This is a genomic window from Bacillus sp. RC51 (assembly GCF_044908115.1).
Classification (GTDB): domain Bacteria; phylum Bacillota; class Bacilli; order Bacillales; family Bacillaceae_G; genus Bacillus_A; species Bacillus_A mycoides.
Window position 1 is genome coordinate 119,355 of the sequence record NZ_JBIYCW010000003.1, and the last position, 22,027, is coordinate 141,381.

19 protein-coding genes and 1 pseudogene are annotated in these 22,027 nt (G+C 37.2%); 15 read left to right on the forward strand and 5 right to left on the reverse strand.

Features of this window, described 5'->3' with window-relative positions:
- Positions 1–188: 188 nt before the first annotated feature.
- The 5 genes from ABH959_RS08990 to hpf all read left to right on the forward strand — a co-directional run bounded on the left by ABH959_RS08990 (position 189) and on the right by hpf (position 4,906).
- A complete protein-coding gene (locus tag ABH959_RS08990) occupies positions 189–1,535 on the forward strand; it encodes a C40 family peptidase (RefSeq protein ID WP_113936253.1) in 1,347 nt (448 codons plus the stop codon).
- Positions 1,536–1,665: 130 nt separating this feature from the next.
- Positions 1,666–3,015, forward strand: a complete 1,350-nt coding sequence (gene comFA / locus ABH959_RS08995) for an ATP-dependent helicase ComFA (protein ID WP_404492547.1) — start codon at positions 1,666–1,668, stop codon at positions 3,013–3,015.
- Positions 3,015–3,719 (forward strand): ComFC family protein, encoded by a 705-nt coding sequence (locus ABH959_RS09000; protein WP_107887211.1) that lies wholly within the window; start codon positions 3,015–3,017, stop codon positions 3,717–3,719. The genes comFA and ABH959_RS09000 overlap by 1 nt, the downstream gene beginning before the upstream one ends.
- Before the next feature lie 126 nt (positions 3,720–3,845).
- On the forward strand, positions 3,846–4,043 hold the full coding sequence (gene cspC / locus ABH959_RS09005) for a cold shock protein CspC (protein ID WP_001990088.1): 198 nt from the start codon (positions 3,846–3,848) through the stop codon (positions 4,041–4,043).
- A 320-nt stretch (positions 4,044–4,363) separates the two neighbouring features.
- Positions 4,364–4,906, forward strand: coding sequence for a ribosome hibernation-promoting factor, HPF/YfiA family (hpf, locus tag ABH959_RS09010; RefSeq protein WP_002034758.1), 543 nt, complete (start codon positions 4,364–4,366; stop codon positions 4,904–4,906).
- Between the two features lie 102 nt (positions 4,907–5,008).
- On the opposite strand, the gene ABH959_RS09015 is transcribed toward hpf, so the two are convergent.
- Entirely contained in the window at positions 5,009–5,452 is a 444-nt protein-coding gene (locus ABH959_RS09015; RefSeq protein WP_002139133.1) for a VOC family protein, read from the reverse strand.
- An 82-nt stretch (positions 5,453–5,534) separates the two neighbouring features.
- Here ABH959_RS09015 and ABH959_RS09020 point away from each other — a divergent pair, with 82 nt between their 5' ends.
- From ABH959_RS09020 to ABH959_RS09065, 10 genes are all read left to right on the forward strand, one after another.
- The gene (locus ABH959_RS09020) at positions 5,535–6,473 is read left to right on the forward strand and encodes a helix-turn-helix transcriptional regulator (protein ID WP_113936256.1); all 939 of its coding nucleotides are present in this window, start codon (positions 5,535–5,537) and stop codon (positions 6,471–6,473) included.
- A 253-nt stretch (positions 6,474–6,726) separates the two neighbouring features.
- Positions 6,727–9,234 carry a preprotein translocase subunit SecA gene (gene secA, locus ABH959_RS09025; RefSeq protein ID WP_002034761.1) on the forward strand — a complete coding sequence of 836 codons (2,508 nt, stop codon included), beginning with the start codon at positions 6,727–6,729 and terminating at the stop codon, positions 9,232–9,234.
- Between the two features lie 143 nt (positions 9,235–9,377).
- A protein-coding gene (gene prfB / locus ABH959_RS09030) for a peptide chain release factor 2 (RefSeq protein ID WP_100248371.1) occupies positions 9,378–10,476 on the forward strand; the annotation gives its coding sequence in 2 pieces (ribosomal slippage) (positions 9,378–9,449 and positions 9,451–10,476; 1,098 coding nt in all).
- Between the two features lie 456 nt (positions 10,477–10,932).
- Positions 10,933–11,256, forward strand: a complete 324-nt coding sequence (gene cccB / locus ABH959_RS09035; protein WP_002089600.1) for a cytochrome c551 — start codon at positions 10,933–10,935, stop codon at positions 11,254–11,256.
- Between the two features lie 323 nt (positions 11,257–11,579).
- Positions 11,580–12,266, forward strand: coding sequence for a cell division ATP-binding protein FtsE (ftsE, locus tag ABH959_RS09040; RefSeq protein WP_002016128.1), 687 nt, complete (start codon positions 11,580–11,582; stop codon positions 12,264–12,266).
- Complete coding sequence (gene ftsX, locus ABH959_RS09045; protein WP_002089596.1) at positions 12,256–13,149, forward strand: permease-like cell division protein FtsX; 894 nt, start codon at positions 12,256–12,258, stop codon at positions 13,147–13,149. The genes ftsE and ftsX overlap by 11 nt, the downstream gene beginning before the upstream one ends.
- 118 nt (positions 13,150–13,267) lie before the next feature.
- On the forward strand, positions 13,268–14,704 hold the full coding sequence (locus ABH959_RS09050; RefSeq protein WP_444992483.1) for a S41 family peptidase: 1,437 nt from the start codon (positions 13,268–13,270) through the stop codon (positions 14,702–14,704).
- 95 nt (positions 14,705–14,799) lie between these two features.
- A complete protein-coding gene (locus ABH959_RS09055; protein ID WP_219300923.1) occupies positions 14,800–15,984 on the forward strand; it encodes a PDZ domain-containing protein in 1,185 nt (394 codons plus the stop codon).
- A gap of 128 nt (positions 15,985–16,112) precedes the next feature.
- Positions 16,113–17,828, forward strand: a complete 1,716-nt coding sequence (locus ABH959_RS09060) for an ABC transporter ATP-binding protein (protein WP_002089591.1) — start codon at positions 16,113–16,115, stop codon at positions 17,826–17,828.
- A 65-nt stretch (positions 17,829–17,893) separates the two neighbouring features.
- Positions 17,894–18,205, forward strand: coding sequence for a heavy metal-binding domain-containing protein (locus ABH959_RS09065; protein ID WP_002068307.1), 312 nt, complete (start codon positions 17,894–17,896; stop codon positions 18,203–18,205).
- Positions 18,206–18,487: 282 nt separating this feature from the next.
- Here the strand turns inward: ABH959_RS09065 and ABH959_RS09070 are convergent.
- The 4 genes and pseudogenes from ABH959_RS09070 to ABH959_RS09085 form a co-directional block, all read right to left on the reverse strand.
- A pseudogene (locus tag ABH959_RS09070) lies at positions 18,488–19,889 on the reverse strand (ABC-F family ATP-binding cassette domain-containing protein).
- Between the two features lie 264 nt (positions 19,890–20,153).
- Positions 20,154–20,699 (reverse strand): flavodoxin family protein, encoded by a 546-nt coding sequence (locus tag ABH959_RS09075; protein WP_113936260.1) that lies wholly within the window; start codon positions 20,697–20,699, stop codon positions 20,154–20,156.
- A gap of 4 nt (positions 20,700–20,703) precedes the next feature.
- Positions 20,704–21,072 (reverse strand): MerR family transcriptional regulator, encoded by a 369-nt coding sequence (locus ABH959_RS09080; RefSeq protein ID WP_002016114.1) that lies wholly within the window; start codon positions 21,070–21,072, stop codon positions 20,704–20,706.
- 51 nt (positions 21,073–21,123) lie between these two features.
- Complete coding sequence (locus ABH959_RS09085) at positions 21,124–22,017, reverse strand: LysR family transcriptional regulator (RefSeq protein ID WP_341026135.1); 894 nt, start codon at positions 22,015–22,017, stop codon at positions 21,124–21,126.
- Between the last annotated feature and the right edge of the window lie 10 nt (positions 22,018–22,027).

The following is a 22,027-nucleotide window of genomic DNA, read 5'->3' on the forward strand; positions in this document are numbered from 1 at the left end:
TTCCCTTACGTTTTTTTTCAATCCTATAAAAAACGGTGTAAGGCTCTTGAAATTCTACATATATATACAAATTTAGATATACTTTGCTATAGAGATAAATGTAATATTACATTTATTTTACAAAACCGTAACATTAGCAAAAAAACTCCCGAATTATGGTATAAATTTTAATAGGTTATATACGGAAAATGAAAAAAGAAAGCGGTGTAAAAAATAAAATGAAAAAGCTAAAAATGGCATCTTGCGCATTAGTTGCAGGGTTAATGTTTTCTGGGCTAACACCAAATGTATTTGCAGAAGATAAAATTTCTGACGTGAAATCACAAATTAACACACAAAATGATACTTTACATAAACAACAACAAGAACGTGATGAATTACAAAAACAAATGAATGACTTAAACAAAACAATCCAAGGTTTGGATAAGTCTGTTCAAGAGAACGCTTCAAAACTTGATGAAACAACAAAAAAAGTTTCTGATACTGAGCAATTAATCGAAAATAAAAATAAAGATATTGCAGAACTACAAACAAAGATTGCAAAACGTGAAGAGTTATTAAGAAAACGTTTAGTTGCACTACAAGAACAGCCAAATACGAACATTGTAACAGAAGTTCTTGTAAACTCTAAAAACGTTGCAGATTTAGTTGATCGTTTAGCTTCTGTGTCTAAAATTATGGAATCTGACGAAGATATCATGAAAACACAACAAGAAGATCAAACGAACGTGAAAAAAGATGTTGAGACAGTAAAAGAAAAACAAAAAGAATTAAAAGAAGCACAAGCTCAAATTGAAACTGCTAAGAAAGAACTTGACGTTGAAAAAGAGAAAAAAGCAACAGCAGTAAACGATTTAAGCGGTAAAATGGATACAGTTGTAACTACAATGACAAGTACGGAAGGTCAATTGAAAGATCTTGAGAAACAAGCACTGCAATTACAACGTATTGCGGAAGAAGAAGCGCAAGCAAAAGCGGCACAAGAAGCTGCTGCTCAAAAACAAGCAGAACAAGCTGCTAAAGAAGCACAAGCTCAACAAGCTGCACCAGCGCAAGCGCCTGCAGAACAAGCTGCACCAGCAAACAATGCTGGACAAGCTCAAAAAGAAGAACCTAAAAAAGAAGAGCCTAAAAAAGAGACACCTAAACAAGAAAACAAAAAACCAGAGCCAGTACCAGGTCCAACTCCGGCTCCTAGCGTAATTGGTAAAGCGCAACAATACTTAGGTATGCCATATGTTTGGGCAAGTGCATCTCCATCAAACGGTGGTTTTGACTGTAGTGGATTCATTTCTTACGTATTTGGTGTAGGACGTCAAGATGTTAATGGATATTGGAATTCAGTTTCGAAAGTAAGTAGCCCGCAGCCGGGAGATTTAGTATTCTTCCAAAATACTTATAAAGACGGTCCATCTCACATCGGTATTTACGTTGGTAACGACCAGATGATTCATGCAGGTGATAAAGGGATTGCTTACGCTAGCTTAAGCAGTAGCTACAACCAAAAACATTTCTTAGGATACGGTAGATTCTAGGGTTTATAACTGAATAAAAAACGTGTATAAAGTCGATAGCTTACTATTTTATAAGTAGGTTATCGGCTTTTTTGAGTTTTTACGAGATAAAGAGAAGGATTTATAGTAGTGCTGGAGGTGGCTATTGATGATGTTAGCTGGTAGACAGTTACTGTTAGAAGAACTCTCTTCAGATTTGCAGAATAAATTGGATCATCTGAAAAGGAATCGAGACGTCGTTTGTGTACAAGGGGTAATTAAGAAGTCTTCAAAATATATGTGTCAGCGCTGCGGAAATATAGAGCAGCGACTATTTGTATCATTGCTATGTAAAAGGTGCAATGAAGTATGTACGTATTGCCGGAAATGTATAACGATGGGCAGGGTAAGTGAATGTACTGTACTTGTTCGCGGGATTGCTGAAATAAGCGGAGAAAGTTATTTGAATCCGTTACAGTGGGAAGGCATTTTGTCTGACGGTCAGGAGTTAGCTGCGCAAAGTGTCGTTGACGCTGTTAAGCAGAAAGAATCATTTTTTATTTGGGCGGTATGCGGGGCTGGAAAAACAGAAATGTTGTTTCGCGGAATTGCAGAGGCACTACAAAAGGGAGAAAGGGTTTGTATTGCAACGCCGAGAACGGACGTTGTACTTGAATTAGCACCAAGATTACAAGAAGTGTTTCCAAATATAAATGTAGCTGCTTTATATGGAGGGAGTTTAGACCGAGAAAAAGATGCAGCGTTAATCGTTGCAACTACACATCAATTGTTACGTTATTATAGGGCGTTCCATGTCATGATTGTAGATGAGATAGATGCTTTTCCGTATCATGCAGATAAGATGTTGCAGTATGCAGTAAACGAAGCGATGAAAGAGAAGGCAGCACGTATTTATTTAACTGCAACTCCAGATGAAAAGTGGAAGCGTAAGTTGCGAAGTGGTAAGCAAAAAGGGGTTATTATTTCAGGGCGATACCATCGTCATCCATTGCCAGTTCCGATATTTCGGTGGTGCGGAAATTGGAAAAAGGGTCTTATACGTAAAAAAATTCCTCGTGCTTTATTACAATGGTTAAATCTGTACTTATCGAAAGGATACCCCATTTTTCTATTTGTTCCTCATGTGCGATATGTAGAAGAAATTAGCCAGTTATTAAAATCATTAAACAATCAAATTGACGGTGTGCATGCAGAAGATTCGGCGAGAAAAGAGAAGGTAGCAGCTTTCAGAAAAGGAGAAATCCCTTTATTAGTTACAACGACGATTTTGGAACGAGGAGTAACTGTGAAAAATTTACAAGTTGCAGTTTTAGGAGCTGAGGAAGAAATATTTTCAGAAAGTGCTCTCGTTCAAATTGCAGGGCGTGCTGGTAGAAGCTCTGATGAACCGCATGGAGATGTTATCTATTTTCATTATGGAAAGACAGAGGCGATGGTGCGTGCGAAAAAACATATTCAAAGTATGAATAAGAATGCTAAAGAACAAGGATTGATAGATTGATGCATTGTCTACTTTGTGATGAGTATATTTCATATGCGATTAGTTGGTACACTTTTTTTGTTAAGCTTCATAAAAAGTATATATGTGATAGATGTGAACAAAAACTTTCCTATATTATAGGAGATATTTGCAAGGAGTGTGGTCGGCCTTTAGAACTTGTACCAGCTGAATATAAAAACGGGGATATTTGTATGGACTGCATAAGGTGGACGAACGAGCAGGGGTTTCCGCCTCTCATAAATCGTTCGTTGTATGTGTATGATGAAGCGATGAAAGAAATATTAGCACAGTTTAAATTTCGAGGAGATGCTGAATTAGTGCATATTTTTCATCAGCCTTTTCGAAGTCTTTTTCAAAAATATTTTGCGAATGTTTCAGTTGCCATTCCTGTTCCTCTTAGTGAAGAGCGAGAATACGAGCGTGGTTTTAATCAAGCGGAGTTACTAGCTTCTTGTTTGCCTATCAAAATGTTTTGTACATCATTAAGAAGAATAGAAACAGAAAAACAAAGTAAGAAGAAGCGTAAAGAAAGGATATCGGGAGTTAATCCTTTTTATTTTCAGGGAGAAGAGATGTTTCATGAGCAACATGTTTTAATCGTGGATGATGTGTATACGACAGGAATTACTGTTAGGCAAATTGGAAGCCTTTTGTATGATCGAGGAGCGAGAGAGGTTTCTTGTTTGACGCTTTGTAGAGGTTAATATGTGAATGTCGAAAGGGGTAATAAAAAGACGACAGGTCTTCTTTGACTTACAGTCTTGTCATTCGCTATAGTCAGAATATGGGGCGAATGCCCTGATTTTAAGAGTGAAGGGAATGGAATGAACATGCAAGGACGAGTAAAATGGTTCAATGCAGAAAAGGGATTTGGGTTTATTGAGCGTGAGGATGGTGACGATGTGTTTGTTCATTTTTCTGCTATTCAACAAGATGGGTATAAGTCGTTAGAAGAAGGTCAACAAGTGGAGTTTGATATTGTTGATGGAGCACGTGGGCCACAAGCGGCTAATGTTGTGAAACTGTAAAAATTAAGTTTTTGGAAAAGATAGAGCTGTATTTTTAACAGCATTATATAGATGGCGAAAGCTCTTGCTCGTAACAAGGGCTTTTTTGTTGTGGGTAAGTTGTCAAAAAGTTGTTTCTTTTCTGTAACTAATTGTCCACAGTTACATTCGTTATTCATGATGTTAATAGGATAAAATAAAGATAGAAACGATGCATCTTTTCATTTCAACAAAAAACGATAAAAAAATCGCAATTCCACTAATTTTTCAAAAAAATTAGAAGGAGTTTTTAAGCCAATGTCGAAATTATAGTACATAGGCTTGAAAGGAGGAATTCATCTATGAAATTCAACATTCGTGGTGAAAATATTGAAGTAACTCCAGCATTAAAGGAATATGTAGAGAAAAAACTAAGTAAATTAGAGCGTTATTTTGATACATTCCCAGAGATTAAGGTTAATTTAAAAGTATACTCTGACAAGCAACGTATCGAGGTAACAATTCCATTTACAGATTTATTACTTCGTGCAGAAGAAACAAATAGCGATATGTACGCTGCGATTGATTTAGTAGTTGATAAAATTGAGCGACAAATTCGTAAACATAAAACAAAAGTAAACCGTAAATTACGTGAGAAAGGTTCTGTGAAAACTAACTTTATCCTTCCAGAAGCAGTAGCTGTTCTGGATGCGGTAGAAGAGGATGAATTAGAACTTGTACGTACAAAACGATTCGATTTAAAACCGATGGACGTTGAAGAAGCGATCTTGCAAATGGATATGCTAGGACATAGTTTCTTCGTCTTCACAAATGCTGATACAAATGAAACTAATGTTGTATATGGCCGTAAAGATGGGAAATATGGTTTAATCGAAACTAAATAATCATTCAAAAGCGCAGCCGAAATGGCTGCGCTTTTTTATATGTTTTTGCCTTCCTATCTTGTAATATTGATATGAATTTAAATGGCTTATTCGTAATGAAATTTAGAAGTCATGTTTTGTAACGGTCAATTGTATTACTATTCCAAAAGGATCTCGCACAATGGCGTAACCAGGGCTGAAGGAGTTTTTTTCAAAAGGTGTTAAAATATAAACCTCATCATGTTGAATTAGATTGTGATAGAGTGCTTCAATGGTTTGGAAATCTTTAGATTGAATGCATAATGATGAGCTATTACTTAATTGCCAAGGGCGTGTGGAATCCACTGCCTGTTCTGCAATCATAATTTTATTAGTGCCAATTTGTAAAACGGAATGGGTAATATAATGTTCCTGGCTTTCTTTATACGTGAAATTCGGATCTATTTCTTTCATTTCTTTATAATTCTTTTTAAATAAAACTTTTGCGTCTAAATACTGTTCGTAAAATGCAATTGCTTTAGCACCTTGCCCATTTAATGATAAAAAAGGGATTACTTCAAAGTTCATTGTATTGCCTCCTTCATATATGTTTACACTTATTACTATACAAATATAAGGTGCCAATATGTGGCACCTATAGGGAGAGTTTATGAAAAAAGTTGAGCGTTTAAATCAGATGCTACGTTTTATTAATCAAAAACAAATATTCACATTGAAAGATTTAATGGATGAATTTCAAATTTCAAAAAGGACAGCTTTACGTGATATTGCATCATTAGAGGAAATGGGTGTACCTCTTTTTGCAGAGTATGGTCGGTATGGAGGGTATCGTTTAATAAAAACGATGACATTACCACCGATTTCATTTACAAATCATGAAGTTTTTGCACTTTATTTTGCAATGCAGGCACTAAGTAGTTTTGTAAGTATTCCTTTTCAAATCTCGTTTCGTTCCATTAATCAGAAATTTTTAGATAGTGTTTCGTCAAAACAGCGTGAGCAAATTGAAAACTTGCAAAAAAGAGTATCCTTTTTTCATTTGGAACAAGCACATGAATGTGGTTATCTAGAAGAGATTTTGTTAGCTGCTGTTCAAAATAGGGCTTTAACTATAAATTATGTAACGCCGAAACAAACGACAATGCGCCGTATTCAGCCGATTTCGATTTATGCAATGAAAGGTTATTGGTATTGTCAGGCTTACGATTTAGATAAAGCGACTTATCGAGTGTTTCGCTGTGATCGTATTAGGTCGTTAGAAATGGTAGATGCTCAGGATAGTCTGGATTTGGAAAATATAAATATACATAACGCACATAGTCTTTGGAAGGCAACTGAACAAGCTATTCAATTTAAATGCTCAATTACTGCGAGGGGGATAGAGATATTCAAGCAACAACAATATCCTTCGATGAAATTATGGGAAGAATGTGAAGATACATATTTAATAGGAACTTATGAGCCTGCTGAAATCAACTTTATCATTTCATATCTAGCTAGTTTTGGTAAAACTATAAAAATAATTGAGCCATCTTCTTTAAAAGAGAACTTGAAAGAATACTACTTAGATTTAATACAAAATTTGTAACGAAGAGATAGTAGTTTGTTGGAAAAAATAAAATAAAATAAAAACTTTTTCTGAATCTATGGCTCGACATTTGGACGATTGTTGTCATAGTTATAAGACAAGTGTTACAATTATCATTAGGTTTATACATTTTAGTTTTTTAATTAGGAGAAAAATTGGCATAACATAAATTTGATTTTTATAACGACTGATTGTAAAGAGAAAAAGAAAGCAATCGGAAGTTTTATTTTAATAAAAGAGGAGCGTATTTCCTATGATCGGTATTTTAAAAAAGGTATTTGATGTCAACCAACGCCAAATTAAACGTATGCAGAAGACAGTGGAGCAAATTGATGCATTAGAATCATCTATTAAGCCGCTAACTGATGAACAATTAAAAGGAAAGACGATTGAATTTAAAGAACGTCTGACAAAAGGTGAGACAGTAGATGATCTACTTCCTGAAGCTTTTGCGGTTGTTCGTGAAGCAGCGAATCGTGTTCTTGGAATGCGTCCATATGGCGTACAGCTAATGGGTGGTATCGCCTTACATGAAGGAAATATCTCTGAGATGAAAACAGGTGAAGGTAAAACGTTAACATCTACTTTACCTGTATATTTAAACGCATTAACAGGAAAAGGCGTTCACGTTGTTACAGTCAATGAATACTTAGCGCAACGTGATGCGAGCGAAATGGGACAACTTCATGAGTTCCTTGGCTTAACTGTAGGGATTAACTTAAATAGTATGTCACGTGAAGAGAAACAAGCTGCTTATGCTGCTGATATTACTTATAGCACAAATAACGAGCTTGGGTTCGATTACTTACGTGACAACATGGTGTTATATAGAGAGCAGTGCGTTCAGCGTCCACTTAATTTTGCTATCATCGATGAAGTCGATTCTATTTTAGTCGATGAAGCACGTACGCCGCTTATTATTTCGGGACAAGCTCAAAAATCAGCAGAGCTATACATGTTTGCAAATGCATTCGTTCGTACATTAGAAAATGAAAAAGAATATTCATTTGATGTGAAAACGAAAAATGTAATGTTAACAGAAGATGGTATTACGAAAGCTGAGAAAGCTTTCCATATCGATAACTTATTCGATTTAAAACATGTAGCACTTCTTCACCATATTAATCAGGCGCTTCGTGCACATGTTGTTATGCACCTTGATACAGATTATGTTGTACAAGAAGGCGAAATCGTAATCGTAGACCAATTCACTGGCCGTCTTATGAAAGGTCGTCGTTATAGCGAAGGTTTACATCAAGCTATTGAAGCAAAAGAAGGCGTAGAAATTCAAAATGAAAGTATGACGCTTGCAACAATTACGTTCCAAAACTACTTCCGTATGTACGAAAAATTATCTGGTATGACTGGTACAGCGAAAACGGAAGAAGAAGAATTCCGTAGTATTTACAATATGAATGTTATCGTAATTCCAACGAATAAAGATATTATTCGTGATGATCGTGCTGATTTAATCTTCAAATCAATGGAAGGTAAATTCAATGCAGTTGTTGAGGATATTGTAAATCGTCATAAGCAAGGGCAACCTATTCTTGTTGGTACAGTTGCAATTGAAACGTCAGAGCTTATTTCAAAAATGTTAACACGTAAAGGTGTACGTCATAATATCTTAAATGCAAAAAACCATGCGCGTGAAGCAGATATCATTGCAGAAGCTGGTATGAAAGGCGCTGTAACAATTGCGACGAATATGGCTGGTCGTGGTACGGATATTAAGTTAGGCGACGATATTAGAAACGTCGGTCTAGCAGTTATCGGTACAGAGCGTCACGAAAGCCGTCGTATTGATAATCAGTTACGTGGTCGTTCTGGTCGTCAAGGGGACCCTGGTGTAACACAGTTCTACTTATCAATGGAAGATGAACTAATGCGCCGCTTCGGTTCTGACAATATGAAAGCGATGATGGATCGTCTTGGTATGGATGATTCACAGCCAATCGAAAGTAAAATGGTTTCTCGTGCTGTAGAATCTGCACAAAAACGTGTGGAAGGAAATAACTATGATGCACGTAAGCAACTATTGCAATACGACGATGTACTTCGTCAACAACGTGAAGTAATTTATAAACAGCGTCAAGAAGTAATGGATTCAGAGAACTTACGCAGTATTATTGAAGGTATGATGAAATCTACGATAGAACGTGCTGTTGCACTTCATACGCAAGAAGAAATCGAAGAAGATTGGAGCATTAAAGGTCTTGTCGATTACTTAAATACAAACCTTCTTGAAGAAGGAGATGTAAAAGAAGAAGAGTTACGTCGCCTTGCTCCAGAAGAAATGAGCGAATCAATTATCGCGAAATTGTTAGAGCGTTATAATGAAAGAGAGAAGCTTCTACCTGAAGAGCAGACGCGTGAATTCGAAAAGGTTGTTGTATTCCGTGTTGTAGATACGAAATGGACAGATCATATCGATGCAATGGATCATCTTCGTGAAGGTATTCATTTACGTGCTTACGGACAAATCGATCCACTTCGTGAATACCAAATGGAAGGATTCGCAATGTTCGAGTCGATGATCGCTTCTATTGAAGAGGAAATCTCTCGTTACATTATGAAAGCTGAAATTGAGCAAAACTTAGAGCGTCAAGAAGTTGTTCAAGGTGAAGCTGTTCATCCATCAAGCGATGGCGAAGACGCGAAGAAAAAACCGGTTGTAAAAGGTGACCAAATGGGACGCAACGATTTATGTAAATGTGGTAGTGGCAAGAAATATAAAAACTGTTGTGGCATTGGGCAGTAATAAGAAACTGTAGTTTAGACTGCTTTGCAAATTTTTACATCAAAAATGTATAATGAAAAGGATTAAACTCTCTCCGTAATAAGCGGAGAGAGTTTCCCTTGTTTTCATATGAAAGTAACAGCAATTACATAGAGGTGAAGGAAATGGAATTAGTAGAAATTAGGCAAGAATTAGAAAAAATGGCTAAGAGATTAGCGGCTTTTAGGGGGTCTCTTTGACCTTCCTACTAAGGAAAAACAAATTGCAGAATTAGAAGAAACGATGATGGGCGCAGGATTTTGGGATGACCAACAAGGCGCACAAGCTGTAATTAATGAAGCGAATGCGCTGAAAGATATGGTTGGAAGGTTCCGTCAGTTAGATGAGACGTTCGAAAACTTAGAAATGACGCATGACTTACTTAAAGAAGAGTATGATGAAGATTTACATGAGGAACTAGAATCTGAAGTGAAAACTTTAATTCAAGAAATGAATGAGTACGAGCTGCAGTTACTATTAAGCGATCCTTATGATAAAAATAACGCTATTTTAGAATTACACCCAGGTGCAGGTGGAACAGAGTCACAAGACTGGGGTTCGATGTTATTACGTATGTACACGCGCTGGGCTGAAAAACGTAGGTTTAAAGTAGAAACGGTTGACTACTTACCGGGCGATGAAGCTGGTATTAAGAGTGTTACATTATTAATTAAAGGTCATAACGCTTACGGTTACTTGAAAGCGGAGAAAGGTGTACATCGTCTTGTACGTATTTCACCGTTCGATTCTTCAGGTCGTCGTCATACATCGTTCGTATCTTGTGAAGTTGTACCTGAATTCAATGATGAAGTTGAAATTGAAGTGCGTACAGAAGATTTGAAAATAGATACGTATCGTGCAAGTGGTGCAGGTGGACAGCACGTTAATACGACAGATTCAGCAGTTCGTATAACTCATCTACCAACAAACACGGTTGTAACATGTCAGTCAGAGCGTTCTCAAATTAAAAACCGTGAGCATGCGATGAAAATGCTAAAAGCGAAATTATATCAAAAGAAATTAGAAGAACAACAAGCACAATTAGATGAGATTCGCGGAGAGCAAAAAGAAATTGGATGGGGAAGCCAAATCCGTTCTTACGTATTCCACCCGTATTCTCTTGTGAAAGACCATCGTACAAATACAGAAGTTGGTAACGTACAAGCAGTTATGGATGGAGAAATTAATCCGTTTATTGATGCGTATTTACGTTCTCGTATTTAATAAGAGAAAAAGCCAACAGAATTGTTGGCACATGTTGAGGTCCAAGAGGATATAAAGAGGCTTATCTTATTTATATTGATGAAATAAAGAGGAAGAGAAGTTGGAAACGACAACTTCTCTTTTTGATGAGATTATATGTAGAATACAATGCTGTATATTGTTTTGTAAAAGGTAGAGAATAGTAAAACAAAGTGGTAATAGAGTAGGACTTTATATAGAATTTCTCAGTTTTGATTGGAGAAAAAGGCTCTTTATAGAACTTTCTAAGGTGTTCACAGAATTGAAACAATTTATGAAAGCTTATTTCATTAGGCTTCTCACTATATTTGTAAAAAATATGAAATACACCTTAGTTTTTCTATATAAAGATAATGCTTATAATGAATATTGAATGTGTTATGAAAACTATTGCCTAGTTATGAATGAAAAGAATATCAACAATGGGGAGCGATAGAAGTGAAAAAGAAATTGTTGGCTATTACGCTGGGGACATCAGTCGTTTTTGCTTTAGGAGCATGTGGAAATAAAGAAGAGAGTAAACCATCAAAACAATCTGCAAGCACAGATAGCGCAGAGCAAATTTACCAAAAAAGTTGCATAGGTTGTCATGCTAAAGATTTATCAGGAGCAACTGGACCTGATTTAAGAAAAGTAGGCAGTAAGTATGACGCTGCAGATATCGAAGAAATTATTAAAAAAGGTCGCGGCTCAATGTCACCTGGACTTATTCAAGGTGAAGACGCAAAAAAAGTAGCTGAATGGTTAGCGGAGCATAAATAAGAAACGTAATTAATAAACGAGCTGATTGTATAACTTGACCGAAAAGTGCTTCGGGTTAAGTAATTACATGAGCTCGTTTACCTTTTCTTGGGATGTAACAGAACTGTAACAAAACTGTATCCGAATTGGAAACCGATTGATGTTACAATGGGGTTTGTAGAATTTTGATGAAATATATTACATAGAGTAGCGTTGCTAATAAAGAGCATGTATGGAAGCTACCTTCAACAAGAATGGTCGAGCGAAAATAAAGGTTGTTCTTTTATTTTCAAATGTACAGAAAAGTATTTCGAAAAAAATCATTAAGTATTGGGTGATAAATAATGATAAAAATGACGAATGTTTATAAGGAGTACCCAAATGGTATGAAAGCCATTGCTGGTCTCACAGTTAACATTAAACAAGGTGAATTCGTATACGTAGTTGGACCGAGTGGAGCCGGAAAATCTACATTTATTAAAATGATGTATCGTGAAGAGAAGCCATCTACAGGATCAATTAATGTAAATGGACTTGTAATTGAAACATTAGCAGAAAGAGATGTTCCGTATTTCCGTCGTCAATTAGGCGTAATTTTCCAAGATTTTAAATTGCTACCTAAATTAACGGTATATGAGAATGTTGCGTTTGCTTTAGAAGTAATTGAAGAAGAGAAGGAAGCGATTCGTGAGCGCGTTACAGAAGTGTTAGGTCTTGTTGGTCTTGAAGAGCGTGCCGATGCACTTCCAAATGAGCTTTCGGGCGGAGAGCAACAACGTGTGGCGATTGCAAGAGCGATTGTAAATAAGCCAAAGGTTGTAATTGCCGATGAGCCAACAGGTAACTTAGATATTGAAACAGCTCTTGATATTATGAAGATTTTTAAACGTATTAATGAGCGTGGTACAACGATTGTTATGGCGACACATAACGCAGATATCGTAAATACAATTCGTCATCGTGTAATTGCAATTGAAGGCGGAAGAATTGTTCGAGACGAGATTGAGGGAGGATACGGATATGAAGGCTAAAACCCTTAGTCGACATTTGCGAGAAGGTGTGAAAAATCTATCCCGTAACGGATGGATGACATTTGCTTCTGTAAGTGCAGTAACAGTTACATTATTACTTGTAGGTGTCTTTTTGACAGCGATTATGAATATGAACCATTTTGCGACGAAAGTAGAGCAAGATGTAGAAATTCGTGTGCATGTTGATCCAGCAGCAAAAGAGGCTGATCAAAAGAAATTAGAAGAAGATATGAGTAAAATTGCGAAAGTAGATTCTATTAAATATTCTTCTAAAGAAGAAGAGTTGAAACGTTTAATTAAAAGCTTAGGCGATAGTGGAAAAACGTTCGAGTTATTTGAGCAAGATAACCCACTGAAAAACGTATTTGTTGTAAAGGCGAAAGAACCAACAGATACGGCAACAATTGCGAAAAAGATTGAGAAAATGCAGTTTGTAAGTAATGTTCAATACGGTAAAGGTCAAGTTGAAAAATTATTTGATACTGTAAAAACTGGTCGTAACATCGGGATTGCGTTAATTGCGGGTCTTCTATTCACAGCGATGTTCTTAATCTCTAACACAATTAAAATTACAATTTATGCTCGTAGTACTGAGATTGAAATTATGAAACTTGTTGGTGCAACAAACTGGTTTATTCGTTGGCCGTTCTTGTTAGAGGGATTATTCCTAGGAGTATTAGGATCAATTATTCCAATTGGCCTAATTTTAGTTATGTATAATTCGTTGCAAGGTGTGTTTAATGAAAAACTTGGCGGAACAATTTTCGAGCTTCTACCATACAACCCATTCGTATTCCAATTAGCTGGTTTATTAATGTTAATCGGTGCATTAATCGGTATGTGGGGAAGTGTAATGTCAATTCGTCGCTTCTTAAAAGTATAAAAAGTTGCAAACATAATTCGTACAAGCTTATCATATAGTAGAAATAGGTAAAGGCATCACACATCGTGTGATGCCTTTTGCTACACCACCTGTGTGTTCTGGAAAGGGGAATTCCGCATTGAAACGTAGAGTTGCAATTATTGGAATGGTTGTTGCATTTTTAATTGGTGCTGGCGGGATGTTTGGTGGTATGTACTGGTTTGGGATAAACCCAGCGTATGTAACACAAACAGTATCGAATGGTAATGCTGGCACAGCGCAAGGAAATTTAGTAAAGATTAATGAGGCGTATGCACTAATTGATTCACGTTATGTGGAAGACGTGAAAGACGACAAATTAGTCGAAGGTGCGATACAGGGAATGTTGTCTACGCTGAAGGACCCTTATTCCACGTATATGGATAAAGAAACGGCAAAACAGTTTAGTCAGTCACTGGATCCTGAACTTGAAGGGATTGGAGCTGAAGTGAACAAGACGGACGGTAAGCTTATTATCGTATCGCCAATTAAAGGTTCACCAGCAGAAAAGATAGGAATTAAACCGAATGACCAAATTTTATCTGTAGATGGAAATAGTGTGAAAGATTTATCACGTGAAGAAGCAGTATTAAAAATTCGTGGTAAAAAAGGAACGACTGTTGCAATTGAAATTAAGCGCGCAGGAGTGGCTGATCCGATAGAATTTAAAATTAAGCGTGAAAAGATTCCGATTTTCACTGTATTTAGTTCCGTAAAGCAAGATAGCGGAAAAGATATCGGTTATATGCAAATTACTTCTTTCGCTGAAAATACTGCGAAAGAATTTAAGGATCAGTTAAAAGAGCTAGAGAAGAAAAACATAAAAGGCTTAGTTATTGACGTGCGTGGTAATCCTGGCGGTTATTTAAATAGTGTAGAAGATATACTAGGAGACATCATGACAGATAAAAAGCCAATGCTACAAGTAGAACAGCGAAATGGTGAGAAGAAGAAATTCTCTACGGAACTGAAAGAGAGAAAGCCATATCCAATTTCAGTATTAATTGATAACGGAAGTGCTTCTGCTTCAGAGATTTTAGCTGGTGCGCTAAAAGAAGGAGAAGGATACGATTTAATTGGTGAAAAAACGTTTGGTAAAGGTACTGTTCAACAGGCTGTTCCATTTAAAGATGGCAGCAATATTAAATTAACAATGTTTAAATGGTTAACACCAGATGGCAATTGGATTCATAAAAAAGGAATCGCGCCAACTGTAGAAGTGAAGCAACCAGATTATTATCATGCGACACCAATTCAAATTGAAAAGACACTTTCATACAATTCAAATGATGTACAAGTAAAACACGCGCAAGAAATGCTTAAGAGCTTAGGATATGTACCAGGACGTGAAGATGGATACTTTAGCAAAGAGACAGAATCAGCACTAAAAGCATTCCAAAATGCGAATGAGATGGAAGCAACAGGGCAACTTGATAAAAAGACAGCTGAAGTAATTCAAAATAAAATTATTGAAAAAATCCGTTCTGGAGAAAACGATTTACAATTACAGACGGCATTGAAATTAATAGCGAAATAAGAAAGAATACAGGCACTTGGATGCCTGTATTTTTTTATGTGTTAAATATGATAAAATAAAAAGAAAGAATGATATAAATGGTGGTGAATGAATTCGTGGAGGCATGGATTTTTGAAATACTACGAGCAGTTGGACGTTTTTTCTTACACCCTGCTGTCTATGTATTTTTAATTAGTAGTATCTTCGTTGGATACTTACGTATATTACGAGAACGAAAAGATTTTTCTTTTAAAGTATATGATATTTGGTTTGAACTACGAACAACTCTATTTGCAGGTATTGGGTACGGATTAATCGTATCTATTATTACGATTGGGCTGGGGCTTGTTGTTTCAAAAGCGAGTTTATGGGCAATTTTACTTTGGACGTTATTATTCGGATTAACTGCTATGTATCGATATTTATCTGTGGCTTATACTTTCGGAATCGCGATTGCACTCGTGTTGTTATCGTCTAAGATGCCAGTTTCCTTCTTACAGCTTGGAGAAGGTGAGGAGGGTACGATTGTATCCCTTGCTATTTTACTAGGCGTTATGCTCGTTGTAGAGGGTTTATTAATCTCTAAAAATGCAGTTCGTTATTCTACGCCAAAAATTAATAAAGGTAAGCGTGGGCTACGAATTGGACTACATGAATCCAATCGTTTATGGCTTGTACCAGTATTTATTCTTATACCAGGAGACGCGGTGACAGGATTTATTTCTTGGTGGCCTGTCGTTTCAATAGGTTCGACTACATACTCTTTATTCCTCGTTCCATTTTTAATTGGATTTATGAGAAAGGTTAGAAGTTATGAGCCGACGGAAGCTTTATTATTTACAGGAAGACGTGTCTATGGTTTAGCGGGGCTCGTACTCGTTTTAGGTATCGCAAGTTACTGGTGGCACGTATTCGCAATTATCGCGATGGGAGTCGCAATGCTTGGACGCTTTACAATCTCGATGCAAGAGAAAATTGCAGACGAGAAAAGACCAGCATACTTTGCCGCACGTAATGATGGACTTGTTGTGTTAGATACAATTCCTAATACAATTGGGGCAGAGATGAATTTAAAGCCTGGAGAAGTTATTACGAAAGTAAATGGAATCATTCCAAGAAGTACCGAAGAGTTTTATGACGCGCTTCAAACGAAGACGACAGGAGCGTTTTGTAAATTAGAAGTAGTAGATACAAATGGAGAGCTTCGCCTTGCTCAAACGGCATTATACGCCGGAGGACATCATGAATTAGGTGTTGTATTTGTTCAGCAAGAGCACGAGTGGGATTCGGAAGCTATATAAAATAAAATGGAAACCTTCATCAAATATAGATGAAGGTTTTTTTAGTTTCATAGACGGATAACTTGAATAATTATTTGATAATGGTTATCATTTAGAGAGTCTTTTAATTTGGAAAAGGGAGGAAAGATATGCTACGTAAATTTTTTTCTTACTATAAACCGTACAAAGGTTTATTCGTACTCGATTTTTCCTGTGCAGTTATCGCAGGTTTACTCGAACTTGGTTTCCCGCTTATCGTAAATCAATTTATTGATAAGTTATTACCAGGACAAAACTGGACGCTTATTTTATGGGCTTGTTTCGGCTTGTTCGTAGTTTATGTGTTAAATGCAGGTTTGCAATATGTCGTTACATATTGGGGACATATGCTTGGGGTTAACATTGAAACAGATATGAGGCAGAAATTATTTGATCACATTCAAAAGCTATCATTCAGATTTTTTGATAATAATAAAACAGGTCATTTAATTTCACGTCTTACAAACGATTTAATGGAAATTGGGGAAATTGCTCACCATGGACCAGAAGATTTATTCATTGCCATTATGACTTTAGTTGGAGCATTTTCATTTATGATGATGATTAACTGGAAGTTAGCACTTCTAACATTCTTCGTAATCCCGTTCTTATTATGGTTGGCACTTTACTTCAATAAAAAAATGACAGGTACGTTTAGACGTTTATTCTCAGACGTTGCTGATTTCAATGCATGTATCGAGAACAATGTAGGTGGTATCCGCGTTGTACAAGCATTCGGAAATGAAAAGTTTGAGAAAGAGCAATTTGCTGTAAATAATGCTCGTTTCCGTACAACAAAATTAATGGCGTATAAAATTATGGCGTTAAATTCATCGATTAGTTATATGTTGATGCGTCTTGTAACACTCTTTGTATTAATATGTGGTACATGGTTTGTTCTGCAAGGTGAATTAACGTACGGTGGATTTATTGGATTCGTTTTATTAACGAATATTTTCTTCCGCCCAATTGAAAAAATTAATGCGGTTATTGAAAGTTATCCGAAAGGAATCGCTGGTTTTAAAAGGTATGTAGAACTTCTGGAAACAGAGCCGGATATTGTAGATTCTAAAGATGCAATAGAAGTTAAACATGTACACGGCGATATTCAATACAATAACATCACGTTCGGATATGAAAATAAAGAGCCGATTTTAAACGATATTAGTTTGAAAATACATGCAGGTGAAACAGTTGCTTTCGTTGGACCATCAGGGGCAGGGAAAACAACACTATGTAGTTTATTACCTCGTTTTTATGAACACTCATCTGGATCAATTCAAATTGATGGCATTGACACCAAAGAGATGACGTTATCGTCACTTCGTAAGCAAATCGGAATTGTACAGCAAGATGTTTTCTTATTCTCAGGAACAATTCGTGAAAATATCGCTTACGGAAACTTAAAAGCTTCAGAATCTGAAATTTGGCAGGCGGTAAAACGTGCTCAGCTAGAGGACTTAATTTACTCGCAACCAGACGGTTTAGATACAGTTATCGGTGAGCGTGGTGTGAAACTTTCAGGAGGACAAAAGCAGCGCTTAGCGATTGCACGTATGTTCTTGAAGAACCCGCCAATTTTAATTTTAGATGAAGCAACTTCTGCGCTAGATACAGAGACAGAACTTGCTATCCAAAAATCACTTGCAGAACTATCTGTCGGCCGTACAACATTAGTTATCGCTCACAGGCTTGCAACTATTAAAAATGCAGATCGCATCGTCGTTGTAAATAAAGACGGTATTGCAGAACAAGGTTCACATGAGGAACTAATCGAACGAGGCGAGGGTTACAGCCGATTGTATGAGGCGCAGTTTAGTTCGTAAATATAATTTCTTCTGAATTAGTGCACCATAAGTAAGTGAAAATCTTACATGGGAGGCTATAAAGCATGATTGTAACAACAACTTCTACAATTCAAGGGAAAGAAATTATTGAGTATATCGATATCGTTAATGGCGAAGCAATCATGGGTGCGAATATCGTGCGTGACCTTTTCGCTTCTGTCCGTGACGTTGTCGGTGGTCGCGCAGGCGCCTACGAAAGTAAATTAAAAGAAGCGCGCGACATTGCAATGGAAGAGATGAAAACTCTCGCAAGACAAAAAAATGCGAACGCCATTGTTGGTATCGACGTGGACTACGAAGTAGTTCGCGAAGGAATGCTAATGGTTGCGGTGAGTGGGACTGCTGTCCGTATATAAAGTGAAACTTTAATCAGTGGGGGGTTCATCCCCACTGATTATTAGCCCTCACCAATCGGGCGTTTACGGGCAGCCCGACTCCCACCTAATTTCTTTGCTCAAGCCGAATTTTGAGGTGGGAGTCTTACTGCCCACAAATAGCGGGATAAAGTGAAAAGCCGTGCTGGTGCACGGCTTTTTGTTGTTATTGTGTCTAACATGATAGGTAGGGTGATATTCTATGTCGAAGCCTCGATATTTCTTGGGAAATGTGGAAGGTCCCGTCGATATATGGGGAAGACATTAGAGCGCTTCTTTACAATGCCGAATTCGAACTAATAATTTTTCGTATTCTTGTTCGAGAAATGTGATGTCATCATGCTGATTTGGAATAGAAATCCGGCTGATGATTTCTGTTAATTTTGTTTGTAATCGTAATAATTCTTGTTCAGTAACGTTTACAGAAGCTTGGGTGGTTCTTTTTGTGTATTGCTCGTAATTGCCGTGGAATATTCTTGGTTCGCTCTCATCTACTTGTAGAATATGGTTTGCAACAGAACGAATAAAGGCACGGTCATGGCTAATGAAAAGTATTGTACCAGGATACTCCTGTAACATGCTTTCTAATTCTTCTTGCGTTGCCAAGTCTAAATAGTTTGTCGGTTCGTCGAGCAGAAGCATATTATAGTTTCCTAAAAATACTTTTGCGAGTGCAACCTTCATGCGTTCTCCACCACTTAAGATGTGCACAGGTTTATGAACATCTTCACGGCGGAATAGGAGCCGTGCAAGTATTGTTCGAACGAACGATTCTGTATAGTTTGTTTCTTCTAGAACGTTTTCTAAAATTGTTTTATCTGTTTTTAAAATAGCTAATGTTTGTTCAAAGTATCCAATTTTACAACTTTTCGAAAGCTGAATGCCACGCTCGTTCGTGAGAAGCATTTTGAACAAAGTTGTTTTTCCGCTTCCGTTTTCCCCTAAAATAGCAAGCTTTGCCCCAGGGACAATTGTTCCATTCATATTTTTAAATAATGTGCGATCCCCTATTTTCTTCGTTGTTTTATTAAACTGAACAACTGCTTTACTATGAATTGGTGTGTGGTATTGTACGTCAAACTGAGCTTGAGAAAAGTCTTTCGGTTTTTCTTTCTGTTCCAACTTTTCAAGGCGTGTTTCTAGTGCTTTCGCTACTTTGCTAACATTTTCTTGCCCATGAGCCCCGCTGCACTTATAAAGTTTAGATTCAGATGAACTGAACCGTGTTGGGATTTTTGTCATGCTAGAAGCACGTTGCTTTCTTTGGGAAATTGACTGTTCTAACCGATTTTTTTCTTGTATATATTGATCATATTCTGCCTGCATCTTGTTCGAGGGCATGGGCGATCTTTAGGCGCATTCGTTCACCGCCGCTCATTGAATTTGCGACGTTTGAAATATTCCATTTGCCCTTAGCGAGGGAAGAAGCGGTTTCCGGTATCCCCTCGCTAAGCTGTGGAATGATGGCGATAGAACTATGATGAGTTACTGTGCCTTTGTCAGCTTCTATTTCTTTACTTAATATTTGTAATAACGTAGACTTTCCAGCTCCGTTGACTCCGACAATTCCTATACGATCGTTTGCTTGAATTTCTAGTGATGGTAACGTAAATATGGTGCGATCACCAAAGCTCTTTTCGATATTACGTGCGATTAAAATAGTCATAAAAAAACCTCCCTAGTTTCACTAGAGAGGATAAATGTCGCCCTTCAATGTAAAAATCGTACATAAATAAACGATTTTTTACATGATCGTATCGAAAGAAAGTATCGACAAATGGACAGACTAATCCTCTGCTAGTTTTCATCATTTTTGTTCACTATTTGTGATGGATGAAATAAATAAGAGAATTAGAACTTCATTGGTCAAAGTACCTTCCTTTCATAATATTATTTTTATTGTATGCGCATACAAATGGATTTGTCAAACTTATTTCTGGTTGCTATTTTTGAATTTATTATTATACAATTGTGCTTTTGCTAGCGCCTCAGCATCGTTCTTGATTTCATCTAGTCCATTCGCATCCCCAATAATATACCCTTCAAATGATGAGCCAACAAAATCAAAGATATATTGAAACTGGGCGATAAGCGGCAATGCTTTCAGTTTTGGACTGTCTCCGCCAACGATGACAACGTACATTTTTTTGCCTTTCATTTTTTCTTTGAAATGAAGAGATGTATCACGCAAGCTTTGTGACCAGCGATCAACGAAGTTCTTCATGTGGCCGCTCATTCCGTACCAGTATAGCGGTGTAGCGAAGATAATCGTGTCGTGCTCTAGCATGCGTTTGGTTAACTGCCCGTAGTCATCATTTACAGGTTGAAATCCTTCTACATCATGGCGCTGATCTATGATTGGATGGACAATATGATCACGCAAGTAAATTTGTTCTGTTTCAATCCCATCAATCACCATATGTGTTAAAGCTTCCGTATTTCCGTTTTGTCTTGAACTGCCATGTATAACAAACATGTAATCATCCCTTTTCTTTTGCTTGTTTTAGGAGTGAAACGTGTTTTTGCAAATTCGTTTGAATGTTGGAAAGTAATGTGATTTGCTTCGTTACCTCATCAAGTTTGTCTTCGTAAAGTGCAAGGATACTACTACACGGATTTTCGTAAAGATGTGGCTCGATTTCGAGGCAACGTAGCATTCGTTCTGTTTCTTCTAAATTTAAGCCGATTTGCAAGTACATTTGAATCAGCTCTACTTTTTCGATTGCACTTTCATCAAAATCACGGTAGCCATTTGCTAGGCGTTTCGAAGGGAGTAATCCCTTCTCTTCATAATGTCTTAGTGCCCTTTCGCTAACCCCAGTTTCTTTTGATAACTCTCCAATTCGCAATGCGTTTCACTCCTTTTACATGTATTGTAAACCTTCACACTAATGTGAAGGTCAACTCTGTTTTTTCGCAAAAGAATCTACGTGTTTTAAAAAGACTTGAATAGCTTTAGACGGGATAAAATATTTGCCGCGCACGATGGAGAATGGACGGATTAGCTCTTCGTTCGGAACAGGGATGTGGAATAGTTCTTTTGCTAATAGTTCTTTTCGAACAGTCCAATCTGAAAGGATAGCGATGCCAAGACCGGCTGCAACGGCTTCCTTCACGCTTTGAATACTGCTAAATGTAAAGAAGCGTTTCATTTTTAAATGATGTTGGTGTATAAAGCGATCGCTATAGGCACGTGTGCCAGAGCCGCTCTCCCTTAATACCCAGACTTGGTCTTGCAATGCATTTTCGTTAATTCCCTTGATATGGAGCAATGGGTGGTTTGGCGGGACGACGAGTTTCATTTCATCTTGCATAAAAGTTTCAACATCTACGTCAGCGTATACGACTTGGCCTTCCACTAAGCCGATATCAATTTGATTAGAGCGGAGGCTTTGCAAAACTTCTTCCGTATTGGAGATAAATGTATGAACTTCGACGTGTGCATTTTCATTGGCAAAGCGCGCAAGTATTTTTGGAAGTAAGTATTCGCCAATTGTAAAGCTAGCGCCGATGCGAAGTGTTCCTGTTACGACGTTATGCAGCTCGTTAATTTCTTGTTTTGCATCTTCATAAAGTGAAAGCATTTGCTTTGCGTGTATGTATAATATGTTTCCAGCTTCCGTAACTTGGACGTGCTTTGGGGACCGCTGAATAAGTGTAGTCCCAAATTCATTTTCCAGGTTGCGAATGTGCATACTAACGCCAGGTTGTGAGAGGTTTAATAGTTCCGCAGCACGCGAAAAATGTTTTTGCTCAACGACAGTAACAAAGATCTTTAAAATGTCTACGTTCATTTGTTAGGCC